The following is a 25224-nucleotide window of genomic DNA, read 5'->3' on the forward strand; positions in this document are numbered from 1 at the left end:
CTTGCACGACGTGCCCCCTCCCCCGGCCGGGGGACGGTCGGGGTGGGGGCCTTAGCGAAAGGCCATATCCATGATGCATACCTTCGGGGACCCCGCCATCTGGCTGCCGATGGCCTTCGCCGTGCTGCTGGGCCTGTCCATCCTGATCTACGTCGTCCTGGACGGCTTCGACCTGGGCGTGGGCCTGCTGACGCCGTTCGAGGACGGCGACCGCCGCGATCGGATGGTCGCCTCCATCGGCCCGTTCTGGGACGCCAACGAGACCTGGCTGGTCCTGGCCGTTGGCATCCTGCTGGTCGCCTTCCCCGTGGCTCACGGGGCCATACTGACCGCGCTCTACCTGCCCGTGGCGGTCATGCTGATCGGCCTGATCCTGCGCGGCGTCGCGTTCGAGTTCCGCGCCAAGGCCCCCGGTCACCAGAAGGCCCGCTGGGATCGCGCGTTCTTCTACGGTTCGCTCATGACCGCGCTCAGCCAGGGCTTCATGCTCGGCCTCTACATCATGGGCCTGCGCACCGACGGCGCCGCTGTCGCCTTCGCCGCCCTGTCCGCCCTGGGCGTGACCGCGGGCTATGCGTTCATCGGCGCCGTCTGGCTGGTCGCCAAGACGGAGGACGGGCTGCAGGAACGGGCTATCCGCTGGGCAAAGGCGACGCTGTGGTTCGTGGCCGTGGCGCTGATCGGCGTGTCCGTCGCCTCGCCGCTGGCCAGCGAACGCGTGGCCGAACGCTGGTTCGCTTTCCCCGAGATCGTGGCCCTGGCCCCCCTGCCGCTGATGGCCGCCCTGCTGATCGCGGGCCTGCACTACGGCCTGCGCCACATCCCGTTCGGCTGTACCCGCGCCGACTGGATCCCCTTCGGCCTGGGATCGGCGCTCTTCGCGGTGACCTTCGCGGGACTGGCCTACAGCTTCTACCCCTATGTCGTGCCCGACCAGCTGACGATCTACGACGCGGCCAGCGCGCCCGGATCGCTCTGGATCATCTTCGTGGGTACCTGCGTCGTGCTGCCCATCATCGGCGGCTATACCGTGCTGGCCTACGTCATTTTCCGCGGCAAGGCGCAGGACCTGCGGTACGACTGAGGCACCACGCCGTGGGGCGCCCCTGGGCGGGGGGCGTCCGTCATGCCATCCGACCATCCCCCGCCTCCTCGCCGGGATCCTTCACCGTCTCCATCGCGACGTAGGTCGACGTGGACGCCACGTGCGGGAGCGCCGATATCCGTTCGCCCAGTACCACCCGGTACGCAGCGACGTCCCGGGTCCGGACCTTCAACAGATAGTCGAACGGCCCCGCGATCATATGGCAGGCCTCCACCGCCGGAAGGGCGCGTACGGCGGCGTTGAAGGCGCGCAGGGCGGGCTCGCGCGTGTCCGACAGCTTCACCTCGACGAAAGCCACGTGCGCCCGCCCCAGGACATCGGGATCCACGAGGGCGGCATAGCCACGGATCGTCCCCGCCGCCTCCAACCGCCGCAGGCGGGCCAGGGTCGGCGTCTTGCTCAACCCGATGCGGTCGGCCAGCGCGGTGACGGCGATGCGGCCGTCCACGCGCAGCACGTCCAGGATCGCGCGGTCGAAACGGTCCATGCCACCCCCCGTCTTTAGCCCGATCCCCTAGCAGGATCGAGAACACGGTCCAATCGTCCGCGCTGATCTGGTTATCCTGGTCCCGGTAGGATGGGAACGCGACCATGAAGGACCATACGGCAGCCGACCCCCGCGACCGCATGGCCCACCTGCACCGCGCATTCGAAGCGCCGCTGGTCGACCGCTTGGCAGCGGCCACCGGCTTGGGCGAGGCCGAACGCGCCGCCATCGTGGCGACCGCCGCCGACTGGGTCGATACGATCCGCGCGGGGGGCGAACTGGGTCTGATGGAAAGCGTGCTGGTCGAATACGGCCTGTCCACGGACGAGGGCGTCGCCTTGATGACGCTTGCGGAAGCGATGCTGCGCGTCCCCGACGCGCCCACCGCCGACGCGCTGGTGGCCGACAAGATCGGGTCGGGCGATTGGGCGCTGCATATGGGGCATTCGGCGTCCACGCTGGTGAACGGATCGACCCTCGGGCTGGCATTGACCGGGCAGGTCCTGCGCCGCGACCGGGCCGAAGGGCTGATGCGCCGCGCCACTTCCCGGCTGGGCGCCCCGGTCATCCGCACCGCCACCCGCGCCGCGATGCGCCAGATGGGCCGTCAATTCGTGCTGGGCCAGACCATCGAGGACGCGCTCGACCGGGCGGCGGCGTCGGAGGCGAAGGGCTTCGCGCACAGCTACGACATGCTGGGCGAGGCCGCGATAACGGACGCGGATGCAGACGGCTTCCGCCGGGCCTATGCCACCGCCATCGATGCCATCGCGGGCCATGCGAAGGGCCGCGCCATACGCGACGCGCCCGGTATCTCCATCAAGCTGTCCGCCCTGCATCCCCGGTACGAATGGGCGCAGCGGGACGCCGTGATGCGCGAACTGGTGCCCCACGTCACCGCCCTGGCGCGGCAGGCGGCCGCCGCGGGCCTGGGCCTGAACGTCGACGCGGAGGAGCAGGATCGCCTGGTCCTGTCGCTCGACGTAATCGAGGCCGTGCTGGCCGATCCGGGGCTGGCGGGGTGGGACGGGTTCGGGATCGTCGTCCAAGCCTATGGCAAGCGGGCGCTCGCCACCATCGACTGGATCCACGACCTCGCGGCCGATCTGGATCGCCGGGTGATGGTCCGTTTGGTCAAGGGCGCCTATTGGGACGCGGAAGTGAAGCACGCCCAGGTCGAAGGGCTGGACGGCTTCCCCGTCTTCACCGCCAAGGCGGCCAGCGACGTCAGCTATCTCGCCTGCGCGCGCCGCCTGCTGGATCGGACCGACCGCCTCTATCCTCAGTTCGCCACCCATAACGCCCATACGATCGCGGCCGTGCTGCGCATGGTGGGGAACGCGCCGAAGGACGCCTTCGAGCTCCAGCGCCTCCATGGTATGGGCGAGGCGGTCCACGACCATGTCGCGGCCACACGGGGCACGCGGACGCGCATCTACGCGCCCGTGGGGCGTCACCGCGAGTTGCTCGCCTATCTCGTCCGGCGCTTGCTGGAGAACGGGGCCAACACCTCGTTCGTGAACCGCCTGGCGGATGGCGCGGTGCCTGCAGCCGAGGTCGTGGCCGACCCCTTCCCACGCCGCCACGACCGCACCGACGTCGCCCACCCGTCCGACCTGTTCGCGCCACGCGACAACGCCGCCGGGTGGGACCTGAACGACGGCGGCGCCCTTGATGCGCTCGACGACGCGCGGGCACCCCACCGCACGGCCACCTGGGTTGCGGCCCCCGTCCTAGCCGGCAACGGCACGGCGGGCTCGGCCGTCCCCCTGCCCTCCCCCGCCGATCCAGCCGACGTCGTGGGCCACGTCCGGGACGGCGACGCCGCGACCGCCGCCGCCGCCCTGGACCACGCGCGGCCCTGGGACGCGCCGCCGAAGGCCCGGGCCAAGGTCCTGCGCGAAGCCGCCGATGCCTACGAGGACGCAGCCCCCGAACTCTTCGCGATGCTCGCGCGGGAAGCGGGCAAGACCCTGCCCGATGCGGTGGCCGAGCTTCGCGAGGCGGTGGATTTCCTCCGCTACTACGCCGACGAGATTGTGCGCATCGATCCAAAGGGGACCCGCGCGCCCCGCGGGACGGTGGTCGCGATCTCGCCCTGGAACTTCCCCCTGGCGATCTTCACTGGGCAGATCGCCGCCGCCCTGGCCGCGGGCAATGCGATCATCGCCAAGCCCGCGGAGGCGACGCCCCTGATCGCCGCCCGCGCCACGCAGCTGCTGCACGGCGCGGGCGTGCCGCGCACGGCGCTGCAGCTGGTCCCCGGTCCCGGTGCGAGCGTGGGCGCGACCCTGTCCTCGGACCCCCGCGTGGCAGGCGTGGTCTTCACCGGCTCCACCGCGACGGCGCAGACGATCCACCGGACGATGGCCAACCATCTGGACCCCCAGGCGATGCTGATCGCCGAGACCGGCGGCCTGAACGCGATGGTGGTGGACAGCACCGCCCTGCCCGAACAGGTGGTGCGCGACTTGCTGGCTTCCGCATTCCAGTCGGCGGGGCAGCGATGCAGCGCGTGCCGCATCCTCTATGTCCAGGCCGACGTGGCGGAGGGCGTCCTGACGATGCTGCGGGGCGCGATGGACCGGCTGGTCCACGGCGACCCGTGGGACAGGTCGACCGATATCGGCCCGCTGATCGACGCCCGCGCGAGGGACGCCTTCACGGCCTATGTCGGCGCCGCGCGAACGGAGGGGCGGGTGATCCACGAACGCCGCTTCGACGGTCCCGGCCACGCCTTCGGTCCCGTGCTGATCCGCGTCCCCGGCATCGAGGCGATGGAGCGAGAGGTGTTCGGTCCCGTGCTGCACGTCGCCACCTTCCCCGCTGGCGGCATCGACGGGGTGATCGACGCCGTGAACGCCCGTGGCTATGGCCTGACGCTGGGGGTCCACACGCGCATCGGGGACGCCGCCGGACGTGCCGTGGCGCGCGCCCACGTCGGCAACGTGTACGTCAACCGCAATCAGATCGGCGCGATCGTCGGCAGCCAGCCCTTCGGGGGCGAGGGGCTGTCGGGCACCGGCCCCAAGGCGGGTGGCCCGGCCTATGTGGAACGGTTCCTCCGACCCGTGGCAGCGGACCCCACCGCCCCCGCGGACGCGATCTTGGCCGGTCCCACGGGCGAGCGGAACGTCCTGCGCCACCACCCCCGCGCGCCCATCCTGTGCCTGGGTCCCGACGCCGCTGCGCAGGCGGCGGCCGTCCGGGCGGTGGGCGGGTCGGCCACGATCCCCGATGGCCCGGTGGACCTGACGACCATCGAGGATATCGGCGGGGCGATGTACGACGGCAACGACGGGCGCGCCCACCGCCGGGCCCTGGCGGCGCGCGACGGCCCCATCCTGCCGCTTCTGCGGCGGGGGGAGGCCGCGATGGCGGTGGTCGAACGCCACGAATGCACCGACACCACGGCCGCGGGCGGCAACGCGACCCTCCTGGCGGGGGACTGAACGACGCCGCCCGGGACGGGCGCCGTCAGGCCGGTTTCGCGCTTCCCCCCATCGCGCGGGCCAGGAAGAACAGCGCCAGCGCCCCGCCGACGCCGATCAGGTCCGAAAGAAGGCCCCCCTCGATCATGAGCAACGCTACCACGACGAGGCCCGCCCGCACGACCCAGTTCGCTCGCGCGCCGACCCACCAGCCCTGGACGCCCGACGACAGAAGGAACACGCCGGCCACCGCGGTCAGCACGGCGCGGATCACCTCGAACCACGTGCCGTCACCCAGGAGCGCCCCGTTGTAGAAGAACATGAACGGCACGATGAAGGCCGATATGCCGATCTTGAACGACGCCACCGACGTCGCCATCGGGTTCGCGCCCGAGATCCCCGCCGCCGCATAGGACGCCAGCGCCACGGGCGGCGTGATCGCCGACAGCACCGCGAAGTAGAACACGAAGAAGTGCGCCGTGAGCTGCGGAATGCCCAGCTGGATCAGGCCAGGCGCCACGACGCTGGCCGCGACCGCATAGGCCGCGGTCGTCGGCATCCCCATCCCGAGCAGGATGGCGATGCACATGGCGAAGAACAGCGCCAGCAACTGCGACGTGTCCGCGATGCCCAGCAGCAGCGACGAGAACCGCGCCCCCACGCCGGTCAGGCTGATGACGCCCACGATGATGCCCGCGCAGGCACAGACCGCGATGATCTGAATGGACATCGCGCCCGCCAGCTCGAAGGCGTGCGCAACGGATCGCAGGCCCATCCGATAGGGGGTCAACCACGACACGACGGCCGCCGCGACGGTGGCCAGCGTGCCCGCGCGGATCACCGAATACCCCATGAACAGGGCCACGATCAGGATGATGATCGGCGCGAACAGATAGACCTGGCGGACCAGGCGGTTGAACTTCGGAAGCTCGTCCTCGCGCATGCCGCGCATGCCCAGCTTCGCCGCCTCGAAGTCGACCATGAAATAGACCGACACGAAGTAGAGGATCGCGGGGATGATCGCGGCCAGCGCGATCTCCGTATAGGGCAGGCCCGTGATCTCGGCCATGATGAACGCGCCCGCGCCCATGATCGGCGGCATGATCTGCCCGCCGGTGCTGGCCGCAGCCTCCACCGCGCCCGACGTGGTGGGCTTGTATCCCACCTTCTTCATCAGGGGGATCGTCAGCGAACCGGTCGCCACCACGTTGCCCGCGCTGGTCCCATTGATCATGCCCATCAGGCCGGACGCGAAGATCGCGACCTTGGCGGGGCCGCCCCGCGCGCGGCCCGCGCAGGCGAAGGCGAAGTTGACGAAGTAATCGCCGACCTTCGATGCCTGCAGGAAGGCCGCGAAGATAATGAACAGGATGATGTAGGTCGACGACACCGCGGTCGTCGGCCCCAGGATCCCCGCATCGGTGTAAAGGAAGCCGAAGAATCGGTGCCACGTGAACGGCGACTGCACCGCCAGGATCCCCGGCAGCACGTGCGCCGTGAAGACATAGACGAGGAACACGCTCGAGATGATAACCAGCGCCAGTCCCGCGACGCGGCGCGTCAACTCCAGGATCAGCGCGGTGCTGGCGGTCGCGGCGAAGGCGACGCCGATGGGCACGAAGGGCGTGCCGACCGAGTTGCGCGCCGCCGTCCCGTAGATCGCGATCAGATAGGTCGCCGCCACCAGCCCGCACAGGGTCAGCAGGATGTCGGTCCAAGCGAAGCGCCCCCGCTCGCGCCGCTCCAGCCAGCCCAGCACGATGCCGCCCAGGGTCGCGACCAGCAGCGGCAGGCCGAACCAGTACACTTCGGCGGCATAGAGCTCCGTTCCGGGAAAGGCCGCCCAGGTGGTCAGGCCCCCCATCTGCGGCAGCTCGCCCGAACCGATCTGCGCGATGAAGCCGCTCGCGGTCCAAAGGGCGACCAGCGCCGGCGCGAACAGCAGCGCCGCCCCCCAGGAGGCTAGGCCCGGCCCCTCCGCCAGTCGGTCGTCGGCCCGGAAGGCGTGCGGGGCGAACAGCAGGAAGCCGAGCCCCAAGGCGCCGGCGACGTGCGCGATGCGGAAGTTCCAGGTCTCCAGGGGAAAGCGCGGCAGGAAGCCGATCTCGACCCCGGTCATCCCCTCGATCGACAGGCCGTTCAGCGCGGCCATGTGGAACGCCGCGTACAGGCCCGCCATCCAGGCCATCGCCCAGGCCCGCCATCCGAGGAAGATGCGGCGGTTCCCCTCCACCGGCTCCTCGTCGACGCCTTCGGCCAGCACGGGGCCGGTCAGGTCCGGGCCTTCGGCCAAGCCCTTCGATCCGGCCGCGGCGCGCACCTCGGGCGATGCCGCCGCGATGGCCTCCAACCGCGGATCGATGCGGGACGGCACCTTGTCCTCGTCGTCGTTCGTGCTCATGGACCGTTCCCCCCGACCGCGTCCGCGGTGCCGTCCCGCCCCGGCGCGGCGGCCGGGACGGAACGTCGTCGTCGCGGCGTCAGTTGCCGTGGATCATGTCCGCCGGGATGTCGGCGTCCGCGTTCTCCTGGAACCACTGGGCGGCGCCGGGATGCCACATCAGAACGTTGTTCTTGTCCCAGTTCTCCGGCAGCGTCGCGCGGGCGGCGGCGTTGATGTTCATCATCCGCTCGTTGTCGGACATCACCACGTCGACCACCGCGTTCACGAAGGAATCCGGCAGATCGCAGTTGGCGATGGCGAAGTTCCACATCGACACCGACTGGCCCGGTCCGTCCAGCGACTGATAGGTGCCTTCGCGGATCTCGAACGGCGCGACGGGGAATCCTTCGACGATCTGCGACTGCTCCTCGTCGGAGAAGACCATGATCGTGACGTCGGTCTGCACCTCCAACTCGCTGACGAACGGCGCGGGCGAACCGGCGGCGAAGGCCAGGACGTCGATCAGGCCGTCCTGGAGCTGACCGGCCAAGTCGCCATAGCCGCCGTTGCGACGCTCGAACTCCACGCCCAGCGATTCCAGCATGCGCGGCATGTAGGTATCGCCCGTACCACCCGCCGGGCCGAAGCCCACGCGCGATCCCGCAGGGATGCCCGACAGCGAGTCGATTCCCGACGACGACAGCGCGATGGCCCCGAACGGCGTCTCGTACATGGGGAACATCGCGCAGGCGTTGGTCATCTGCAGGCCAGGCGCGATCGGGTTCGTGCCTTCCAGCGACTCCGCCGCCGGTCCCAGCGTGGTCATGCCGAACTGCGCGTCGCCCGTGTGGACCAGCGCCATGTTCTGCATCGGGCCGCCCGTGATCTCGGCGCCGCCGGTGATGCCCAATTCCTCCGCCACCAGGTTCGCCCAGCCGGAGCCATAGGCGAAGTAGGTCCCGCCCTGGCTCGCGGTGCCCAGCGTGAAGCTGGAAGGCCAGTCGCTACGATCCTGGTGCGCGTCCGCGAACGCGGCCCCCGCGGCGAGCGTCGCGCCGAGCGCCAGTGTTACGGTTGTCTTCATGGTTCTCTCCCCAAACAGTCACCGCCCGACGGCAACCGCCGGCCCGTGCTGACCCCCGTCAATATATCATCCGGGGCCCTGCGCAAATGGCATTTCTTGCGCGGGACGGGCGTCCAGCATCACGATCCGTCCATGCCGCCGGCCTTCTGGCCCGACAGGATCTCCGTCGCGCCGCCGTTGCGTCCGGACCAGGCCAGCGGCTCGGCCAGGAACGCCTCCACCTCCGCCAAGGTACCCGCATCGAAGCTCTCGCGCCGCCGGGCCGCGGCCAGGACGTCGCGCCAGGTCGCCAGCGCGTGCAGCGTCAGCCCGTGGGACGCCATCGCGTCGCGCGTGCCGGGGAAGATGTCGTAGAAGAAGACCACGACGGTATGGTCGCAAACGGCCCCGGCCTCTCGGATGGCCTCGGCGAAGCGGACCTTCGAGCCTCCGTCCGTGGTCAGGTCCTCCACCAGCAGAACGCGCTGATCGTCGTGGAGCCGCCCCTCGATCCGCGCGTCGCGGCCGAACCCCTTGGGCTTCTTGCGCACGTACTGCATCGGCAGGCCCATCTTCTGCGCGATCCAGGCCGCGAAGGGGATGCCGGCCGTCTCGCCCCCCGCGACGGCGTCAAAGGCCTGGAACCCCACGTCGCGCAAGAGCGTGGCGACGGCGAAGTCCATCAGCGTGTCGCGCACCTGCGGGTACGAGATCAGCGCACGGCAGTCGATATAGACCGGCGAGGCCAGGCCCGACGTCAGCGTATAGGGGTCGGCGGGCCGGAAGTTCACCGCCCGCACCTCCAGCAGCATGTCCGCGGTCATCGCGGCCATCGCGTCGCGGTCGGGGAAGCTGTTCGAGAACATGGGCGCACCACTGGTTGGACGGGTGCGGCGTGCCAGCCGGGGGGGAAGCGGTCAAGCCGGTCCGCGGGGCCATCCGGCCCGCCCCTACAGCGGCAGTTCCAATTGGACGGCCTGCGGGTGCAACGCCTTCGGCAGGCGGATCCGGTCCTCCGCGGCCAGCACGACCTGCGCGCAGGCCCGCGCGTCCTCGCCCGCGTCGTGGTGGTGGAACCGCAAACCGAGCGCGCGCTTCAGGCTGGCCAGCCCGTGCCCCGTCCCCCCGTTGCGGCGCCGCAGGTCCGGCCAAGCCTTCCGCGCGATCTGCACGCTGTCCAGCCACGTCGCGTCCAGGCTGCGCACTCGCGCCAGGCGGCAGGCGCCGTTGAACGCGCGTTCGTCGATGCGGCTATGCTGCACCAGCGGATGCGCTTCCATGACGGGGCGCAGGTCCTCGATCACGTCGGCAAAGGTCGGCGCCCCCAGGCAGTCCCGCTCCGACAGGCCGTGGACCCGGACGTTGCCGGGGGCGAAATACGTTTCCGGATCGATCAGCGCGGAATAGGTCGCCACCCGCCCGTCGTGGCCGACGAAGGCCAGACCGATCTGACAGATGCTGCTGTTGCTCCGGTTCGCCGTCTCGACGTCCACGCCGATGAACCGGAACCGGCCCCGCGGCAGGTGCCGCAGGTGGTCCATGCTCGCGCGCTGCGCGATCGTGGGGGCGATCCGTGTCACCGGTCCGGCATACAGGGTGACCGGAAGGGGACCAAGGGCCCCGGGGTCACACCGCCGCGGTGCCGTCCAGGTGATAGGTCGCCACCGCCTTGTCCGCCACGAACGCCGCGATGGCCGCGTCGAACGCCGCGAAGTGATCGGTCGCCAGATGCACGTCGAACGATGCGCGGTCGGTATAGATCTCGTACAGGAACACGCGCCCCGCGCCTTCGTCCACGCAGACGTCGAACCGGCGGCAGTCCGGTTCCCGGTCGAGCGACGCGGCCGCCTGCTTGCGGAACAGCGGCATCGCGTCGTCCAGGGTGCCCTCCCGCAAGTCGAACGTGACGCAAACGACGAACATCAGCGGCCCCCCCCGATGCGGGCCACCACCGCCGCGGTCACGGCCTCCGTGCCCATGTCGCCCCCAAACTCCATCGGGCGCAACGCGTTCGCGGAGAAGCCCTCCTCGATCGCCCGGTCCAGGCGGGCGGCCGCGTCCGTGAAGACGGGGGCGGAGCGCTTGGCCGCCAGATAGTCCAGCATCAGCCCCGCCGACAGGATCGCGGCCAGCGGGTTCGCGCGATCCTGCCCCATGATGTCGGGCGCCGATCCGTGGGCGGGCTGGAACAGGCCCGTCGCATCGCCGATCTCGGCGCAGGCGGCCATGCCCATGCCGCCCACCAGCCCGCCGGCCAGGTCGGACAGGATGTCGCCGAACATGTTCTCCATCACCAGGACGTCGAAGTCCCAGGGCCGCCGCACCAAGTCCAGCGCCTGCGCGTCGACGTAGTTGTATCCCGCTTCCACGTCCGCGTTCTTCGCCGCCACCTCGTCGAAGATGCGCCGGAAGAACGCCATCGACGCGAAGACGTTGGCCTTGTCCACGCAGGTCACGCGTCCCCCCCTGCCCCGGGCGGCGCGCTTGCGGGCCAGGTCGAAGGCGAAGGCGTGCAGCTTCTCGGTCGTCGCCCGCGTGATCCGCAGGGTATCGCGCACCTCCTCGTCGCCGCGCACGTCGCTGCGTCCGTGGACGGCCGCCGACCAGAACAGCCCTTCCGTGCTTTCGCGCAGGATCACCAGGTCGATCCCCGCCGCGCGCGGATCCGCCAGGCGTTGCGGCACGTTCGGATAGGCCCGCACGGGGCGCACGCCCGCATACAGGCCGTACCGATCGCGCAGGCGCAGGTGGGGCGAGATCTCGGTCCCGTCGGGCGCCCGCACGGAAGGCAGGCCGATCGCGCCCAGGAAGATGGCGTCCGCCTCGCCGGCGCGTTCCTCGCCCCCAGGTTCGATGTCCTGCCCCGTCCGCTGGAAGCAGCCCGCCCCGGCCTCGATGCGCGTGACGTCCAGCGCGGGCGCCCCCGCCGCGGCCAGGGCGGCGTCCGCGGCGCGCATCGCGGCGCGCGCGACGTCCACGCCGATCCCGTCCCCTTCGATCAGCGCGACGGTGGCGGGTCGGGTCATGGCGGCGGGCTCCCTCGTGGCGTTCTTCAAATCGGGTACCGGACCGCGGGCAGGGTCGCGACCGCCGGGCATCCGGTCACTTCAGCAGCGCCAGCGCCTGGCGGATCACCGCGGGCCCGGGCGTGGGCTTCGGGACCACCGGCGCGCCCAGGCCGGCGACCAGTTCCCCCTGCCGGTGCAGATCGCCGGTGTGCAGAAGGAAGGGCACGCCCAGATCGTGCAGGCGTTCGGCCACCGGCGCACAGGTCGCGCCCCGGCCCAGGTTGACGTCCAGCACGGCCACGTCCGGCGCATTCCCGTCGATGGCCGCCAACGCCCCTGGGACGTCCCGCGCCTCCACCGGTTCGGCGTCCAGATCCTCCGCCGCGAAGCGCAGGTCCATCAGGATCATCGGCTCGTCATCCAGGATCAGGACCCGCCGGGGGGCATCGGTCAACGGGCATCCCCGGGCAGTTCGATCGTCGCGGTCAGCCCATCGGCCGACCAGTCCCGCGTCAGCGAGCCGCCGGCCGCGCGCAGCAGCGTGTCGATGATGCCCATTCCCGTTCCGTGCGTCCCGTCGGGAGGCGTCACCGAGGGGCCGCCCCGCTCGCGCCACCGCAGCCGCAGGGACGGTGCTCCGCTCGCGTCCCCGTCGTTCCCGGTCTCGGCGGTCACGACCACCGTGCCCACGTCGTGCGACAGGCTGCCATGCTTGACCGCGTTGGTCGCCAATTCGTGCAGGGTCAACCCCAGCGACGACACCGTGTTGGGCGCGGAACGGATGCCGTCCACCTCCACCCAGATGCGCGTCCCATCGGGGTCATAGGGGCGCAGGACCGAGCGCACCGCCTCGCCCACGTCGATGGAACCGCGCTGCGCGTCGTCCAGCGTCGTCTCGTACGCTCGGCCGAGGGCCTGGATTCGCTCGTTGATCTCGTGCGCAAGGGGCACCGCCCCACGGCTGCGACCGGTGAAGGTGACGATGCCCCCGATCACCGCGAACATGTTCTTCATGCGATGCGACAGCTCGCGCGACATCAGCTTGGCGTGCTTCTCGTCGGCGCGGGCCGCGTGGACGTCCGTGACGTCCCATTGCGACCCGAAGAAATAGATCAGGTTCCCGTCCGGGTCGTAGATCGGGCCCAGGTGCAGGGCGTTCCAGAACGGCGTGCCGTCCTTGCGATAGTTCAGCAACTCCACCACGATCACCTCCTCCGCGTCCAGGGCCTCGCTGATCCGGCGGATGGTGCCCGCATCGGAATCGGGACCTTGGAGGAATCGGCAGTTCCGGCCGACGATCTCGTCCTCGTCGTATCCGGTCAGGTCGCGAAAGGCGCGGTTCGCGAACACGATGGGGTGGTCGTCCTTGCGCGGGTCGGACAGGCAAATCGCCATGCGGGTCTGCGCCATCGCCTGCTCGAACAGAACGCCGGAGGCGCCGTCGAACGCATCGCTCGAATGGACCGCGCGGAAACGGTCGCCGCTCTCGTCGCGGGACCGTCCGAACGCGCGATAGGCTTGATCGGACTGGCGTGGCGCTTCGTCGTCCTGCATGTCCTCGGACCCGTCCGCGCCATCCCTATCATCGCTCATATGCATCCTCCGGGTGGGGCGCGATGGAACGCCCATCCGGCAGCATTGTCGGATGTTAGCTGCCTAGTCCGGCGGTGACATGGGCGCAATCGGAAGGAATGCAAGGGCCCCAATGCATTAGAGGTGTCTTTTGTCGTATACGCATACGTATGTCAGGCTTGGCTTACAGGCATCGGCGTCCCATGGGGACGGCCCACGGGACGCTTGGGCCGTCACTCCCAGTCGACGTCGGCGAAGATCCGGTTGGCGGCGGCGACGTTCTTGGCCACCGCGGACAGGTCCACGGGATCCGCCTCGAACTCACCCAACTGCTGCACGCTCTCGGACAGCGGCACGCCCTCCACGGCAGGGTACTCGTCGTTGCCGTTTGCAAAGTAGGATTGCGCGCTGTCGGAGGCCAGGTATTCCAGGAACGCCACCGCGTTGTCGCGGTTGGGCGCGTTCGCTGCCACGCCGCCGCCCGACAGGTTCACATGCGCCCCCGCCGTCTCGGTCATCCGCGGGAACACGTATCCGATGCCGGCCAGCTCGTCCTGCCCCAACCCATCCACGTCCGTGCGCAACGCGCGCGCGAAGTAGTAGGTGTTCGATACGCTGATGTCGCACTCCCCCGATACCAGCCCGCGCAGCTGGTCCGTGTCGCCACCCTGCGGCGCGCGGGCGAAGTTGTTCACGACGCCCTGTGCCCAATCGCGCGCGGCCTCCTCGCCGTGATGCTCGATCACCGCGGACAGCAGCGTCTGCGAATAGACGTTGGTGCTGGACCGGTGGCAGACCATCCCCTCGTATTGGGGATCGGCGAGGTCCAGATAGGTCTGCGGCGGGTCCGTGACGTCAGCCTCGTCGTAGAAGACGATCCGCGCCCGTTGGCTGAACCCGAACCACTCGTTGTCGGCATCCTGCAAGTTGCCGGGAATGCGCGATTCCAGGACATCGCTGTCGACCGCTTGCAACAGGCCCGCGTCCTTCGCCCGCTCCAACCGCGTGGTGTCGACGGTCAGCAGCACGTCGGCGGGCGAGTTGCGCCCCTCCGCCTCCATGCGGGCGATCAGCTCGTCGGCGTTGCCTTCGATCCGGTTGATCGTGATCCCGGTCTGCTCGGTGAAGTCGGAGTACAGCCGTTCGTCCGTGTCGTAATGGCGGGAGGAGTAGAGGTTCAACTCGCCCTCGGCGAAGGCCCCCGTCACCGGAAGCGCGATGGCCGCGGCGGACGTCAGGAGGAGGATGCGTGTCACGATGGTTTCCTTTCAGATGCGATACCTGAGCTATTCACTCTGATATCCCCAGACCGTCGTCAACGCTTATTTCCGACGATCGCGGTCGGATATTAACCCGCCCTATCGGGCAAGCGGCCCGTCGCCTAGTCTGAGCACCATGCCTGGACCCGAGACATGGACGACCACGCGCCCCGCCTTGCGCGCGGGCGACGGAATGGTGGCGGCCCAGCACGTCGACGCCGCACGGGCAGGTGCCGCGATCCTCCATGCGGGCGGGAACGCGGTGGACGCGGCCGTGGCCGCTGCACTCTCGCTCGGCGTGGTGGAGCCCTGGATGTGCGGCCTGGGCGGCAGCGGTCTGATGGTCGCCTGGCTGGCGGGCGAAGGCCGGGCGGTCGGTCTCGACTTCCAGGGCGTCCTTGCGGGGAACGCCTCGACCGACGCCTATCCCGTCGATCCCGACCTGCCCCGGACGCTGATGGGCTTTCCCGCCGTGCGGGGGCAGGCGAACGTGATCGGGCCCGGCTCGATCACCGTCCCCGGCGCCCCCCGGGGCCTGCAGCATGCGTTGGACCGATGGGGGTCGCGCGACCGCGGGACGGTCGCCGCCCCCGCGGTTGCGCTGGCCGACCGGGGCCATGCGGCCAACTGGTTCACCACGTTGCAGGTCGCGCTGGCGATGGACGGCCTCGCGCGCGACGCGACCTCGGCCGCCCTGTGGCTGCCGGGCGGGAACCCGGTGCAGCCCGGCACCGTGGTGGCCAACCCCGCCCTGGCCTCGACCCTCCGGCTGTGGGCCGAGGGTGGGGCCGACGCGTTGGCCGGGCCGATAGCGGGGGACCTCGCCGCGATCGGGTCGGACATCGTGCGCTCCGACCTCGACGCCTACCGGGCGGTCGAACGGACAGTGGACGCCGTCCCCCACCGCGATGCCGTCGTCCACGCGCCGGGACCCGAAAGCGGCGGCGCCCGCCTTCGCCGGTTCCTGCGCGACGCCGCGACCGTGAGGCCGGGCGACCTGGGGCCCGGAACCTGGGCGGCCTATGCCCGCGGCCTGACCACCGCCTGGGCGGAGCACGACGTCCGCATGGGCCGCGACGTCGGCGCGGGCACTTGCACCTCGCATCTGTCGGTGGTGGACCGGTGGGGCAACATGGCCACCCTGACCCACACGCTCCTGAACCGCTTCGGGTCCGGCGTGACGTTGCCGGGCACCGGGCTGCTGACCAACGACGCGGTCGGATACTTCGATCCGCGTCCGGGGCGTCCGACCTCCGTCGCCGGGGGCAAGCGGATCGACGCGTCGAACATGTGTCCCACGATCGTCACCCGGAACGGCGCGGCGGTTCTGGCCGTCGGCGCCTCGGGCGGAAACCACATCGTGCCCGCCGTGGCGCAGGTCGTGGCCCTGACGCTGGATCACGGACTGCCGCTCGACGCCGCCCTCGACCATCCGCGCCTCGACCTGTCCGGCGGCCCCGCCCTGCGCATGGATCCCCGCCTGGGGCCGGACGTGGCCGCGCGCCTGGCCCGGGACGGCGCGGTGGTGGCGGACCAGCGTACGGTGTTCCCCAAACTCTACGCCTGCCCCACCGCCGTCGCGGTCGAGGACGGCGCCTGCGTCGGGGCCTGCGACCCCTCCCTCCCCGTCGCGGGCGCCGCGGCACCGGGCCCCTTCGTGGTGGAGGCGGTGACGCAACGGGCGGGCGTGCAGGCCTAGCCGGCCCCGCCGGGCACCCGCGTCCGCGCGCCGGGCACGGGCCGCCGCGCCACCTGCAGGCACAGCAGCAGGACCGGCACCAGGCCGATCAGCGCGATGGTCAGGCTGGGCACCGCGGCGCCCCCCAGCCGTTCGTCCGATGCCAAACGGTATGCCTGGACGGCGAGCGTGTCGAAGTCGAAGGGCCGCATGATCAGCGTCGCGGGCAACTCCTTAGCGACGTCCACGAACACGATCAGCGCCGCCGTCACCAACGCGGGCCGCAGCACGGGCAGGTGGACGCGTCCGACCACCCCCCAGCCCGACCGCCCCAGGACGCGGGCGGCGGCGTCCACGTTGGGCGTCACCGAGGCCAGCCCCCCTTCGTACGCGCCGATCGCCGCGGCCAGGAACCGGATCACGTAGGCGAGGACCAGCACCCAGATCGACCCCGTCAGCAGCAGGCCCGTGCGGATCCCGAACGACCGCTCCGCCCAAAGGTCCAGGGCGTTGTCGAAGGCTGCGAAGGGCACCAGCAGGCCGACCGCGATCACGCCGCCCGGTACCGCGTAGCCCAGCCGCCCCAGATACAGCGCCCACCGCGCGGGGCGCCCGCCCCGGACCCGGTGCAGCGATCCCAGCAGGACCGCCGCCCCGACCGTCACCGCCGCGGCGACGAGGCCCAGGACGACCGTGTTGCCCGCGAAGCGAAGGTAGCGGGGATCCGTCCAGGACTGCTCCGACCCGGCGGCCATGGCGGCCAGCGTCCCCACCGGCACGACCAGCCCCAACGCCACCGGCAGGGCGCAGGCCAGGATCGCAAGGACGGCCCCCCTGCCCCGCAGCGCGATCCGCGGTGCCGGAACGACGCCCCGCGTGGCATAGCGCGCGCCCCCCCGGCTACGCCGTTCCAGCACGGCGAGGGTCAGCGCGAAGGCCAGAAGCCCCAGGGCCAGCTGCGCCGCCGCGGCCCTGTCCGCCAGGGTGAACCACGAGGTATAGATGCCCGTGGCGAAGGTGCGGACCCCGAAATGCGCGACCGTACCGAAATCGGCCAGCGTCTCCATCATCGCGAGCAGGACGCCCGCCGCGATGGCCGGGCGCGCCATGGGCAGCGTCACGGTCAAAAAGACCCCCAAGGGCCCCCGCCCGAGCGACCGCGCGACCTGCGCGGGTCCCGCCCCTTCCATCAGGAAGGCCGAGCGGGCCAGCAGGTAGACGTAAGGGTACAGGACCAACGTCAGCATCGCCGCCGCACCGCCCAGCGACCGGATTTCCGGGAACCAGTAGTCGCGCGGCCCCCATCCTATCGCGTCCCGCAAGGCCGTTTGCACCGGACCCGGATGATCCAGAAGGAACGTATAGGCATAGGCCGCGACGTAGCCCGGCAGGGCCAGGGGCAGGATCAGAGCGCCCTCCAGGAGGCGGCGTCCGGGGAATGCGAAGGCGGTGACGATCCAGGCCGTGGCCGCGCCGAGGACGAAGGTCCCCGCACCCACGAGCGCCACGAGGGCCAGCGTCGTCAGGACATAGCGCGGCAGAACCGTGGCGGCCAACTGCGAGACCGTGTCCACCGAACCTGCCATCGCCGCGACCAGCACGCCGGCATGAGGTAGCGCGCACAGCACCGCGACGACGATCGCGGCGGCCGTTCCGATCGGAATGCGGGTTGCGCGCCGGATGCCCATGCGGGCGGCCTTACCGCGCGATGCCGCGACGCGCCAGATATCCGAGCGATCCGGTCGGGCTTGCTCGGACGATCCCGTTCCCCGCGCGAACGGTCCACGATCCGCTCCGGAACGGGTAGCGATATCTGCCTTCCCAGCGACCTGTCGTGCGGACGGGTCCGGCCCTCTTCACGCCCCCCCCCGTCACCGCGGGCGCGGCACCCGCGAAGGCGTTGCGAAACGGGTCCGGGGGTGCCTATAGGAACGCGAAGGACGACGCAGGCGGAACGAAGCGTTGCGAGCATCGAGCGGACCGATGGGCGGTACGGCACTTATCGATCAACGCTTCCGGGCGAACGCGGCCGACCTGCTCGCCGGGGCCTCTGATGCGGGGGCGGAGCCGAGGCTCGACTGCCTTCGCGACCTGTCCGCGCAGGAGGTCACGGTCGACCCGGTGGTGAAGTCCACCGCCATCTCGGAGGCGGGATCGATGCATCGGACCGTGCACGAGGTGGAGCGCGCGCCGTTCCCTCGCGGCACCTGCGACCGGGCGGTGGACGGCCTGAGCCGGGTCGACGACGAGATCGAGGGTCCGACCGAACGGGCATGGGGTCGCTGATGACACGAAAGAACCCCCTCCGGCGCCGCGGGACACCCGGCCCCCTCGGGCGGACGCCGAACTGGCGGGACGGCCCGGCGGCCCGGTCGGCACAGCGCGATCGTCCCTCGCGCGCCCGCAGGAGGACGCGGTTCGGGACATCGACCCGTCCCTAATCGACGATGCCGGGTTCGAGGACCGATTGTCCGTGGATGCCAGGGCACAGGCGCGCCTGACCGAGTCGCTGCGCGCCCACGGGCAGCAGGTCCCCGTCCTCCTCCGCCCCCATCCGTCGACGCCGGGGCGATTCGAGATCGTGTACGGCCGCCGTCGCCTGGCGGCCCTGCGCGACCTCGGGCGACCCGTCCGCGCGATGGTGCGGCAGTTGGACGACCACGCGCTGACGATGGCGCAGGGACAGGAGAACACGTCCCGTCAGGATCTGTCGTTCATCGAGAAGGCATCCTTCGCGGCACAGTTGGACTTGGCGGGGTACGACCGGGATGCCGTCGCGGCGGCCCTGTCCACGGACCTGCCGATGGTCAGCCGCATGCTGAATATCGGCCACGCCTTTCCCCTGCCCCTGCTACGTGCGATTGGCTCCGCCCCCGCGGTGGGTCGCGACCGTTGGGCCGAGTTGGCCAAGCTCTATGCGCGACGCGGCGTAGCGGGACGGATCAAGGCGTCGATCGACGGGCCGGACTTTCGCGGCGACAGCAACGCGAGGTTCGAGGCCGTGCTGGCCCGGGCCGAGGGAAGACGCGCCATCCCCGCGGCCGCACCGCCCGCGCGCGACGTGACCGCGGACGACGGGACCGTCGTCGTCGACGGAACGGTGGCTAAGGCGACGGGCACCGACGCCCGTAGCATGGCCCCGTGATCGAGACAGGGGGGTCGGCTCGACGGCGGCTAGAACCGCAGCTCGAAGACCTGTCCGATCGTCGGCACACCGCCTTCATCCGCGTGCAGCCGCGTCCGCGAGACGCCCGCCCCACCGAAGATCGGGCTTTCGCGCGACATCGCGACGCTCGATCGGCGGATGCCGTCGGCGACCTCAACCTCCAGCGAAGCCGAAAGCGTGGCGCCCGATGGGGCCAGCGTTTCCAGCCCGATCCGTCCGCCCACGCCGCAACCCGCGTCCTCGCCACCCATGCCGCGCTCGCAGAACAGGCGCGGCGCGACCTCCAGGACGCGGCGGTCCGACAGGACGTCGGCACCGCCGTCCCTTCCCCTGCCGAAGACGAAGGTCGGTTCGAGATAGCCGCGTATGCCCCGCACCGGATCGAGGTCCAGCGAGCCGAAGTCGAGTTCGCCCCCCCCTACGCGCGGTCACGTCCGCCGTCGTGGCCTCGGCGATGCCCAGGTCGACCCCCACCCGGGGTCGGAGCGTGAAGCGGGCGCGCACGACCTCGCCCGACAGCGCCACGCCGGCATAGACTGCGCCATAGCTGTAAAAGCCGGCGGCGCCGATGGGTCCCGCTCCATCGGCGAAGGCGAGGTCATAGCGGTGATGGCCGAGGCCGCCCGCCAGATAGTGGTCGACGAACAGGCCACCCTCCAGCGCCCGCGCGCCATAGATGCCGAGGGCGAAACCGAGGCCGTCGATATGTCCATCCATCAGTCCGCCCACGCGCGTCCGCGACGCGTAGCCGCTCAGGAACCAACCGCGCAGCGCGTGGTCGCCGATCCGACGTTCGCGCTGCCGGACGACGTTGAACGTCGCCTGCGTGCCGAGGCCATCGGCGTGGTTCAGCGCGAAGTCCCCGCCGACGATCGTTCGCACGCCCGTCGCGCAATCGTATCGTGCCGTTCCGAACACGCCCGCCGTGTCGAGATGGGTCAAGCCCGCTTCGGCGGCACCGTCCACGTCGAACGCTTCCTGGGTCCCGCATCGCAGGTCGTCCGTGCCGTCCCGCAACCGGTCCAGCGCATCGCCCGACAGGGACGCGAAGCGGCGCGACTGGGTGCCGATGGTACCCTCGAGGTCGCGCTGGAGCACGAAGCTCAGGGCATCGCGCACCTGATCCACCAGGTCGTCCACCACCGTGACCGCCGCGAGACCCAGCGTCAGCGCATCGAACCGCGCATCGCTCGACCGGACCGTCACCGTCGGCCGGCAGACATGCCGCCCCTCCACGGCCGTGTCGTCGATCGCCGCGATGGTCAATCGTTGCGGCGTTGCATAATCCGATGCCGTGAAGGTCATGGTCCTCGGGGCGACGTCGCATTGGGCGTCGCCCGAGAAGGCGAGCGTGACGTCCGCGATGGGCAGCCCGCCCAACGAGAAGGTCATCGCCGCATCGTCGTCGCGCCCTTCGGTGGCCGTCAGATCCAGATCGACGATCACGACCGCGACCTGGTCATCGTCCGAGATCGTGGCCTCCGCCGCGAAGCGTTCCACGTCCAGAACCGTGGCCGCGTCGCCCCCGGTCACGGCGTCCAGGACGAGTTCGATCGTTTCCACGCCTTCGACGGCACCGTCCTCCAGCACGTCCACGGTGATGGTGGTCGCCGTGTCCCCCGCCGGGATCGTCACCGTTCCCGAAGGCGCGGCGAAGTCGGTGCCGGGCAAGGCCGTGCCGCCAACGGAATAGGCGAGCACGGTATCGACCGTCGAGACGCGGCCCTGCGTTATGACGAAGTCCGCCGCCGTCGGCGCGCCGCGGTTGGCTTCCGCGCCGTTCCGCGTCGCCTCGATCCGGACGGCGTTCACCGCGCATTGCGCGACGGGAACGTTGTTTCCGATCACGTTGGGGTCGCCCGCCTCGATCTGAAAGGTGGTGTGGAAGGTCGAGTTGGCTCCCGCGGACGCGTCCGCCAGCCGGCCGGTGGCGCCGAACTCGCTCGATCCGAGGGAGGCTGGATCGTCGGGCAGCAGCGACGTCACGTCGAGCGGACCGCCCCCAGTGCGCGTAGGACTCGGCACGCCGACGTCGGGCGGATAGCGCAGCGCCATCGTATAGGTGCCGGGCCGCTGGGCGAACCATTGGTATTCGCCCGACGATCCATCGCGCACGATGCGGATGTCGTTGCGCGTGCCCACCGTATCGTTGGACCCGTTCGGACCCGTTACCACGATGCCGCCGCCCGGCAGGATGCGACCGTCGTCCTCGCAATAGAAGTAGCCCTGCGGGTCGTAGTCCGCCCGGTCCATGATGCCGTCGCCGTCCCGATCGGCGGTGGCGGATTCGCTGTCGTCGTCCAGGCCGTCCCCGTCGCTGTCGACCATCGAGGGTCCGGGAACGGGGGTCCCGGTGCGGTCGGCGCGGACGGTAAAGGGGGTGCTGGCGGTGTTCGGGTTTCCCGTTCCGTCGACCGCGCGCCCCGCCGCGACAGCGACGGAAACGGGACCGTCGTGAATGGGCGCGACGGTGGCGGTATAGACGACCGGACCACCGGCCAGGCCGGACGCGGTTCCGTTCGTGACCGACAGGTCGTCGAGCGCGACGCCCGCGACGGCCTCCGAGAACGTCACCGTCACCGTGAACGGGTCGCTCTGCGCGGCGGTCGGCCCCGTCAGCGCCACCATGGGCAGGCCCGTGTCCTTCGCGGCCGTATCGGTCGCCGGCGCGCCGGCATTGCCCAACGAGTCCGTCAGAGCCAAGGACACCGTCAGCGTGCCGTCCCCGACCCCCGTGACGTCGATCCCGGCGATGGTCATCGCGGCGGCGGAGACCGCGCCCGCGCCCGACACCGTCCCGCCCCCGTCCGAGGTGATCGCATAGGCGAAGGACGCCCCGTTCTCCGCGCCGGACAGGTCGAACGAGACCGATCCCGCATCGGCCGCGCCGATCCTGTCGCGGACGAACGCGACGGCGTATCCCGAGGGCGGCACCGCGTCGACGACCGCGTCCGTGCCGTCGGTCAGGGTCGTCTGCAGGCCGGCGGCGTTCGTGACGGTGATCGCGACGTTGCGGTCGTCGCCCGCCGCCGTGCCGGCGGTGATCGTGTAGCGCACCGTCCAGATGCCGGACGCTTCCGACAACGGTATCGCAGTTCCCCCTCCGAACGCCGACAGATCGGCCGTCACGCCGGTCACGTTCGCGGCGGCATCGCCGGAAGCGGAGTTGTCCCACCGCACGGTCACGACGTCGCCCACGATGAAGGCGCCCCCGGTTCCGGAGCCGCCGGAGATGGACAGGTGTCCGTCCGAGACCACGGGACGCGGATCGCCCGTCATGCGGGCGCTGTCGGCCGGCGCGAGGCCGCCCGACGTCGCGCGGAGAACGAACCCCTCGGCGGTGGGGCCTATGGTCGTGTATGTCAGATCGAGGCCCGGAAAGGTGGCCGCGCCCCGGAAGGGGACGAGCGTCACGGTGGTGCCGTCGGCATCGATGTCGCCGGTCCCCACCAGCGCGGCGCTGCCCGCGCCTGAGGCCACGGCGAGGCGGATCGCCGTCGCATGGCCCGTATCCACCAGGCCCATCGCGTCGACGGCCCGCACGACCGGCGCCGTCGACATGCGCGCCGGGACGCCGCCCTGCACCGACAGGGGCGCGGGCTGCGTGGCGAATGTCAACCGCGTCGCGACGACGTCGGCTGCAAAGGCGCTCGATGCGACCGCCGCGAGGTCGTCGCCGGTGGCGGCGTCGTCGTCCGCCGTCAGGGTGACGACCTCGCCGTCCGCGGTCGCGGCATAGGTCACCTGCGGGAAGGTCGCGGTGCCCGACACGGCCGTCGCGGTCCCGCCGGTGAGCGTGCCGGGGGCGCCCGTCCCGAGGGTGAGCATGTCCGCGAAGTCGGTGTCGAGGTTGCCCGAGGCGTCACGCGCGGATACGACGGGCGGCTGGGCCAGGGTCATGCCACTGACGCTGCCGGCGGGTTGGGTGTCGAACGTCAGACGGGTCGCCACCACCTCGACCACCGTGCCGGCACCGTTCGTGACCGCATTCGTGGCTCCCATCTGCGTGCCCCCCGGCACCACGGCGAGGTCGGTGTCGCCATCCAGCGCGAGCGTGATCGTGGCCCCGTCCGCAAGCCCCGTGCCGACGCCGAAATGGGCCCGGATCGCATAGGTCCGGGCGCTCCCGTCGGGGACGGCGATCGACAGGCCCGCGAAGCGCAGCCGGCCCGTGCCCGCATCGTAGCTGCCCGCCACGTCCGTCGCATCCGGTCCATCCAGGCGCCAAACCATCCCACCCAACACCGCGTCCGTGACCGTGCCGCCGACCGTCAGGTCGATTGCGGTGACGCCGAGCGACTGCCCGTCCCCCGTGCCGCCGTCGGAGATGGTGAAGTCCATCAGCGTCACCGCGTCGTCCGATGCCGCGGCCGTGGAGGGAAGGTCCACCGGTTCCGCGACGCCGCCGGCGGCCCCCACCCCGCCGTCCAGGTCGTTCAGATCCTCGACCGTCACGGTCAGCGTCTGCGTGGCGGCGTTGCCCTCGCCGTCGGCGGCGGTGATCCCCACGACATAGGCGTTGTCGCCCGCCGTCCCGCCGCTGTCCGTCGGCGCCTCGTGGTCCGGGGGCGTCCGGAAACTGATCGCGCCCGCCGGCGTGATGGAGAAGGCGGACGCGTCGGGTCCACCGAGCGACCAAGTCACGGCCTCGTCCGCCGACACCGTCGTCACCGCCGTTTCACGCTCCGCGACGGAGACCGCCGCGGTGGCGCCCGTCGTCGTCCCGCCCGATCCGTCCGGCCCGGTGATGACCGGGGGCGTCGCGTCGGTGAACGTGATGGTCGCGTCGTCGGCGATGGCGTGGCCGTTCAGCGTACCCGTGACGGTGCCCGTGCCGTGGTCCCGCGGCGCCGTCAGCGTCGCGGTGTAGGTGCCGTCGCCGCGGTTCGCGACCGGGCCGACGCCGCCAAGGGTGGCGGCGAGCGCGACGGTGCCGCCGCTCGTGCCCAGGTTCCCCCCGTCGTGCCGCTTCAGCGTCACGGTCACGGTGGACGTCGCGCTGCCGTCGCCCCGGACCGTGTCGGGCGCGGCGTCGATGGTGGCCGTGGGCGCGGTGGTCGTCAGCGTATCCGAGAAGGCCGTGGCCCCCGACGGCGTGTATTCCACGAAGTAGCCCTTCGGCTGGTAGGACCCGCTCGACGTGTTGTCGAGGTCGTTGTAGCAGCCGCCAGCCAGGTGGGCGATCTGAAGGTAGGGCTCGCCCGGGTTGCCGCTGTTCGGCTCGCCCGTGCAGAAGGGGACGTAGAAGCCGTTCCGGGCGGAGCCATCGCCCAACCCCGACCAGAAGGTCTGGCCCGAGTTCGGCGAGGACGGCTCGTTCGTGAACACCCAGGTCGCGCCCGACCCCGGATCGCTGTCGTACCCACCCAGCCAGCCCGGCGTGTTGAGGCCCGACGCTTCCAGAAGGAACGCGTGCTCCTCCTGCGTGGTCACGTGGGCCAGATAGCCCGTCAGGCCGTTCAACCTGCGCGCCCGCGCCGCATTCCGGGCATCCGTCCAGGACAGGATGCCGGATACGAACTCGTAGTAGCTTCCCGACGATTCGAGGTAGAACGAGCCCGCCGGCGCGATGGTCGCCGTGACCGTGCTGACGCCCTTGCTGCCGCCGTCCGTCCGGAGCTGCAGGGACGCGAGCGCGGCGTTCAGGGATCCGATGCTGCCTTCGAACGCGATCGCCGCCGCGCCGCCGGAGTTCGGCAGGGAGGATGGCGCCGCATACCCGGTCACGGGTGACAGGCCGGATGTCGATTGGATCCGCAGGCGACCCGAACCGGCGCTCAGGGTGACGCGGTGATTACCCGTCCCCGTGACCGCGGTGGGGGCGCCGACCCAGGATTGCTGCGCCCCGGTCAGGGCATTGGGCAGGTCGATGGTCTGTGCCGCGGCATCCATCCCGGTCAGCAAGGTCAGACCGAGGGCGAGCGCCGCCCCGAGACGGCCGGTGGTGCCGCAGCGGCTGGGGCGGCCGGATGTCCGGATGGGTCGAGCCGAACGCGTCGACGATGGCGCGGCGATGCCGCCGAACTGTTCGGATGCGCCGATCTCGATCATCGCTGAACCCTCCGCGTAGCG

At 70.9% G+C, this 25224-nt stretch carries 17 protein-coding genes; 5 read left to right on the top strand and 12 right to left on the bottom strand.

All coding sequences use genetic code 11. The annotated features are described in order from the left end of the window. Window positions 1-70 precede the first annotated feature (70 nt). Entirely contained in the window at window positions 71-1084 is a 1014-nt protein-coding gene (locus P0084_RS09825; RefSeq protein ID WP_308916665.1) for a cytochrome d ubiquinol oxidase subunit II, read from the top strand. A 40-nt stretch (window positions 1085-1124) separates the two neighbouring features. Here the strand turns inward: P0084_RS09825 and P0084_RS09830 are convergent, their stop codons facing one another. After that, window positions 1125-1592: an Lrp/AsnC family transcriptional regulator gene (locus tag P0084_RS09830; protein WP_308916666.1), complete on the bottom strand. Its 468-nt coding sequence runs from the start codon at window positions 1590-1592 to the stop codon at window positions 1125-1127. Between the two features lie 104 nt (window positions 1593-1696). Here P0084_RS09830 and putA point away from each other — a divergent pair, with 104 nt between their 5' ends. Further along, on the top strand, window positions 1697-5044 hold the full coding sequence (putA, locus tag P0084_RS09835; protein WP_308916667.1) for a bifunctional proline dehydrogenase/L-glutamate gamma-semialdehyde dehydrogenase PutA: 3348 nt from the start codon (window positions 1697-1699) through the stop codon (window positions 5042-5044). Window positions 5045-5069: 25 nt separating this feature from the next. On the opposite strand, the gene P0084_RS09840 is transcribed toward putA, so the two are convergent. From P0084_RS09840 to P0084_RS09880, 9 genes are all read right to left on the bottom strand, one after another. After that, window positions 5070-7424, bottom strand: coding sequence for a TRAP transporter permease (locus P0084_RS09840; protein WP_308916668.1), 2355 nt, complete (start codon window positions 7422-7424; stop codon window positions 5070-5072). 79 nt (window positions 7425-7503) lie between these two features. Further along, window positions 7504-8490 carry a TAXI family TRAP transporter solute-binding subunit gene (locus P0084_RS09845; protein WP_308916669.1) on the bottom strand — a complete coding sequence of 329 codons (987 nt, stop codon included), beginning with the start codon at window positions 8488-8490 and terminating at the stop codon, window positions 7504-7506. Between the two features lie 119 nt (window positions 8491-8609). Beyond that, the gene (locus P0084_RS09850) at window positions 8610-9335 is read right to left on the bottom strand and encodes an orotate phosphoribosyltransferase (RefSeq protein ID WP_308916670.1); all 726 of its coding nucleotides are present in this window, start codon (window positions 9333-9335) and stop codon (window positions 8610-8612) included. An 84-nt stretch (window positions 9336-9419) separates the two neighbouring features. After that, the gene (locus tag P0084_RS09855) at window positions 9420-10049 is read right to left on the bottom strand and encodes an exonuclease domain-containing protein (RefSeq protein WP_308916671.1); all 630 of its coding nucleotides are present in this window, start codon (window positions 10047-10049) and stop codon (window positions 9420-9422) included. Window positions 10050-10095: 46 nt separating this feature from the next. Continuing rightward, a complete protein-coding gene (locus tag P0084_RS09860; protein ID WP_308916672.1) occupies window positions 10096-10392 on the bottom strand; it encodes a putative quinol monooxygenase in 297 nt (98 codons plus the stop codon). Beyond that, window positions 10392-11495, bottom strand: coding sequence for an isocitrate/isopropylmalate dehydrogenase family protein (locus P0084_RS09865; protein ID WP_308916673.1), 1104 nt, complete (start codon window positions 11493-11495; stop codon window positions 10392-10394). The genes P0084_RS09860 and P0084_RS09865 overlap by 1 nt, the downstream gene beginning before the upstream one ends. Window positions 11496-11571: 76 nt before the next feature. Then, complete coding sequence (locus P0084_RS09870) at window positions 11572-11931, bottom strand: response regulator (RefSeq protein WP_308916674.1); 360 nt, start codon at window positions 11929-11931, stop codon at window positions 11572-11574. Next, the gene (locus tag P0084_RS09875; protein WP_308916675.1) at window positions 11928-13070 is read right to left on the bottom strand and encodes a PAS domain-containing protein; all 1143 of its coding nucleotides are present in this window, start codon (window positions 13068-13070) and stop codon (window positions 11928-11930) included. The genes P0084_RS09870 and P0084_RS09875 overlap by 4 nt, the downstream gene beginning before the upstream one ends. Before the next feature lie 212 nt (window positions 13071-13282). Beyond that, entirely contained in the window at window positions 13283-14296 is a 1014-nt protein-coding gene (locus P0084_RS09880; RefSeq protein WP_374213634.1) for an extracellular solute-binding protein, read from the bottom strand. Between the two features lie 148 nt (window positions 14297-14444). Here P0084_RS09880 and P0084_RS09885 point away from each other — a divergent pair, with 148 nt between their 5' ends. Continuing rightward, window positions 14445-16007 carry a gamma-glutamyltransferase gene (locus P0084_RS09885; protein WP_308916677.1) on the top strand — a complete coding sequence of 521 codons (1563 nt, stop codon included), beginning with the start codon at window positions 14445-14447 and terminating at the stop codon, window positions 16005-16007. On the opposite strand, the gene P0084_RS09890 is transcribed toward P0084_RS09885, so the two are convergent. Continuing rightward, window positions 16004-17674 (bottom strand): ABC transporter permease, encoded by a 1671-nt coding sequence (locus tag P0084_RS09890; RefSeq protein ID WP_308916678.1) that lies wholly within the window; start codon window positions 17672-17674, stop codon window positions 16004-16006. The two genes, P0084_RS09885 and P0084_RS09890, sit on opposite strands and share 4 nt — an antisense overlap. Window positions 17675-17969: 295 nt before the next feature. Here P0084_RS09890 and P0084_RS09895 point away from each other — a divergent pair, with 295 nt between their 5' ends. Beyond that, a complete protein-coding gene (locus tag P0084_RS09895) occupies window positions 17970-18272 on the top strand; it encodes a hypothetical protein (RefSeq protein WP_308916679.1) in 303 nt (100 codons plus the stop codon). Between the two features lie 154 nt (window positions 18273-18426). Further along, a complete protein-coding gene (gene repB, locus P0084_RS09900; RefSeq protein ID WP_308916692.1) occupies window positions 18427-19131 on the top strand; it encodes a plasmid partitioning protein RepB in 705 nt (234 codons plus the stop codon). Between the two features lie 174 nt (window positions 19132-19305). On the opposite strand, the gene P0084_RS09905 is transcribed toward repB, so the two are convergent. Further along, entirely contained in the window at window positions 19306-25203 is a 5898-nt protein-coding gene (locus tag P0084_RS09905) for an invasin domain 3-containing protein (RefSeq protein ID WP_308916680.1), read from the bottom strand. Between the last annotated feature and the right edge of the window lie 21 nt (window positions 25204-25224).

The organism is Jannaschia maritima, from assembly GCF_030973515.1.
Classification (GTDB): Bacteria; Pseudomonadota; Alphaproteobacteria; order Rhodobacterales; family Rhodobacteraceae; genus Jannaschia; species Jannaschia maritima.

Bases quoted from the DNA above. Each gene is read 5' to 3' on its own strand.
- P0084_RS09825 (WP_308916665.1), top strand. From the start codon at position 71: ATGATGCATACCTTCGGGGACCCCGCCATCTGGCTGCCGATGGCCTTC.
- P0084_RS09830 (WP_308916666.1), bottom strand. From the start codon at position 1,592: ATGGACCGTTTCGACCGCGCGATCCTGGACGTGCTGCGCGTGGACGGC.
- putA (WP_308916667.1), top strand. From the start codon at position 1,697: ATGAAGGACCATACGGCAGCCGACCCCCGCGACCGCATGGCCCACCTG.
- P0084_RS09840 (WP_308916668.1), bottom strand. From the start codon at position 7,424: ATGAGCACGAACGACGACGAGGACAAGGTGCCGTCCCGCATCGATCCG.
- P0084_RS09845 (WP_308916669.1), bottom strand. From the start codon at position 8,490: ATGAAGACAACCGTAACACTGGCGCTCGGCGCGACGCTCGCCGCGGGG.
- P0084_RS09850 (WP_308916670.1), bottom strand. From the start codon at position 9,335: ATGTTCTCGAACAGCTTCCCCGACCGCGACGCGATGGCCGCGATGACC.
- P0084_RS09860 (WP_308916672.1), bottom strand. From the start codon at position 10,392: ATGTTCGTCGTTTGCGTCACGTTCGACTTGCGGGAGGGCACCCTGGAC.
- P0084_RS09865 (WP_308916673.1), bottom strand. From the start codon at position 11,495: ATGACCCGACCCGCCACCGTCGCGCTGATCGAAGGGGACGGGATCGGC.
- P0084_RS09875 (WP_308916675.1), bottom strand. From the start codon at position 13,070: ATGAGCGATGATAGGGATGGCGCGGACGGGTCCGAGGACATGCAGGAC.
- P0084_RS09885 (WP_308916677.1), top strand. From the start codon at position 14,445: ATGCCTGGACCCGAGACATGGACGACCACGCGCCCCGCCTTGCGCGCG.
- P0084_RS09890 (WP_308916678.1), bottom strand. From the start codon at position 17,674: ATGGGCATCCGGCGCGCAACCCGCATTCCGATCGGAACGGCCGCCGCG.
- P0084_RS09895 (WP_308916679.1), top strand. From the start codon at position 17,970: ATGGGCGGTACGGCACTTATCGATCAACGCTTCCGGGCGAACGCGGCC.
- P0084_RS09905 (WP_308916680.1), bottom strand. From the start codon at position 25,203: ATGATCGAGATCGGCGCATCCGAACAGTTCGGCGGCATCGCCGCGCCA.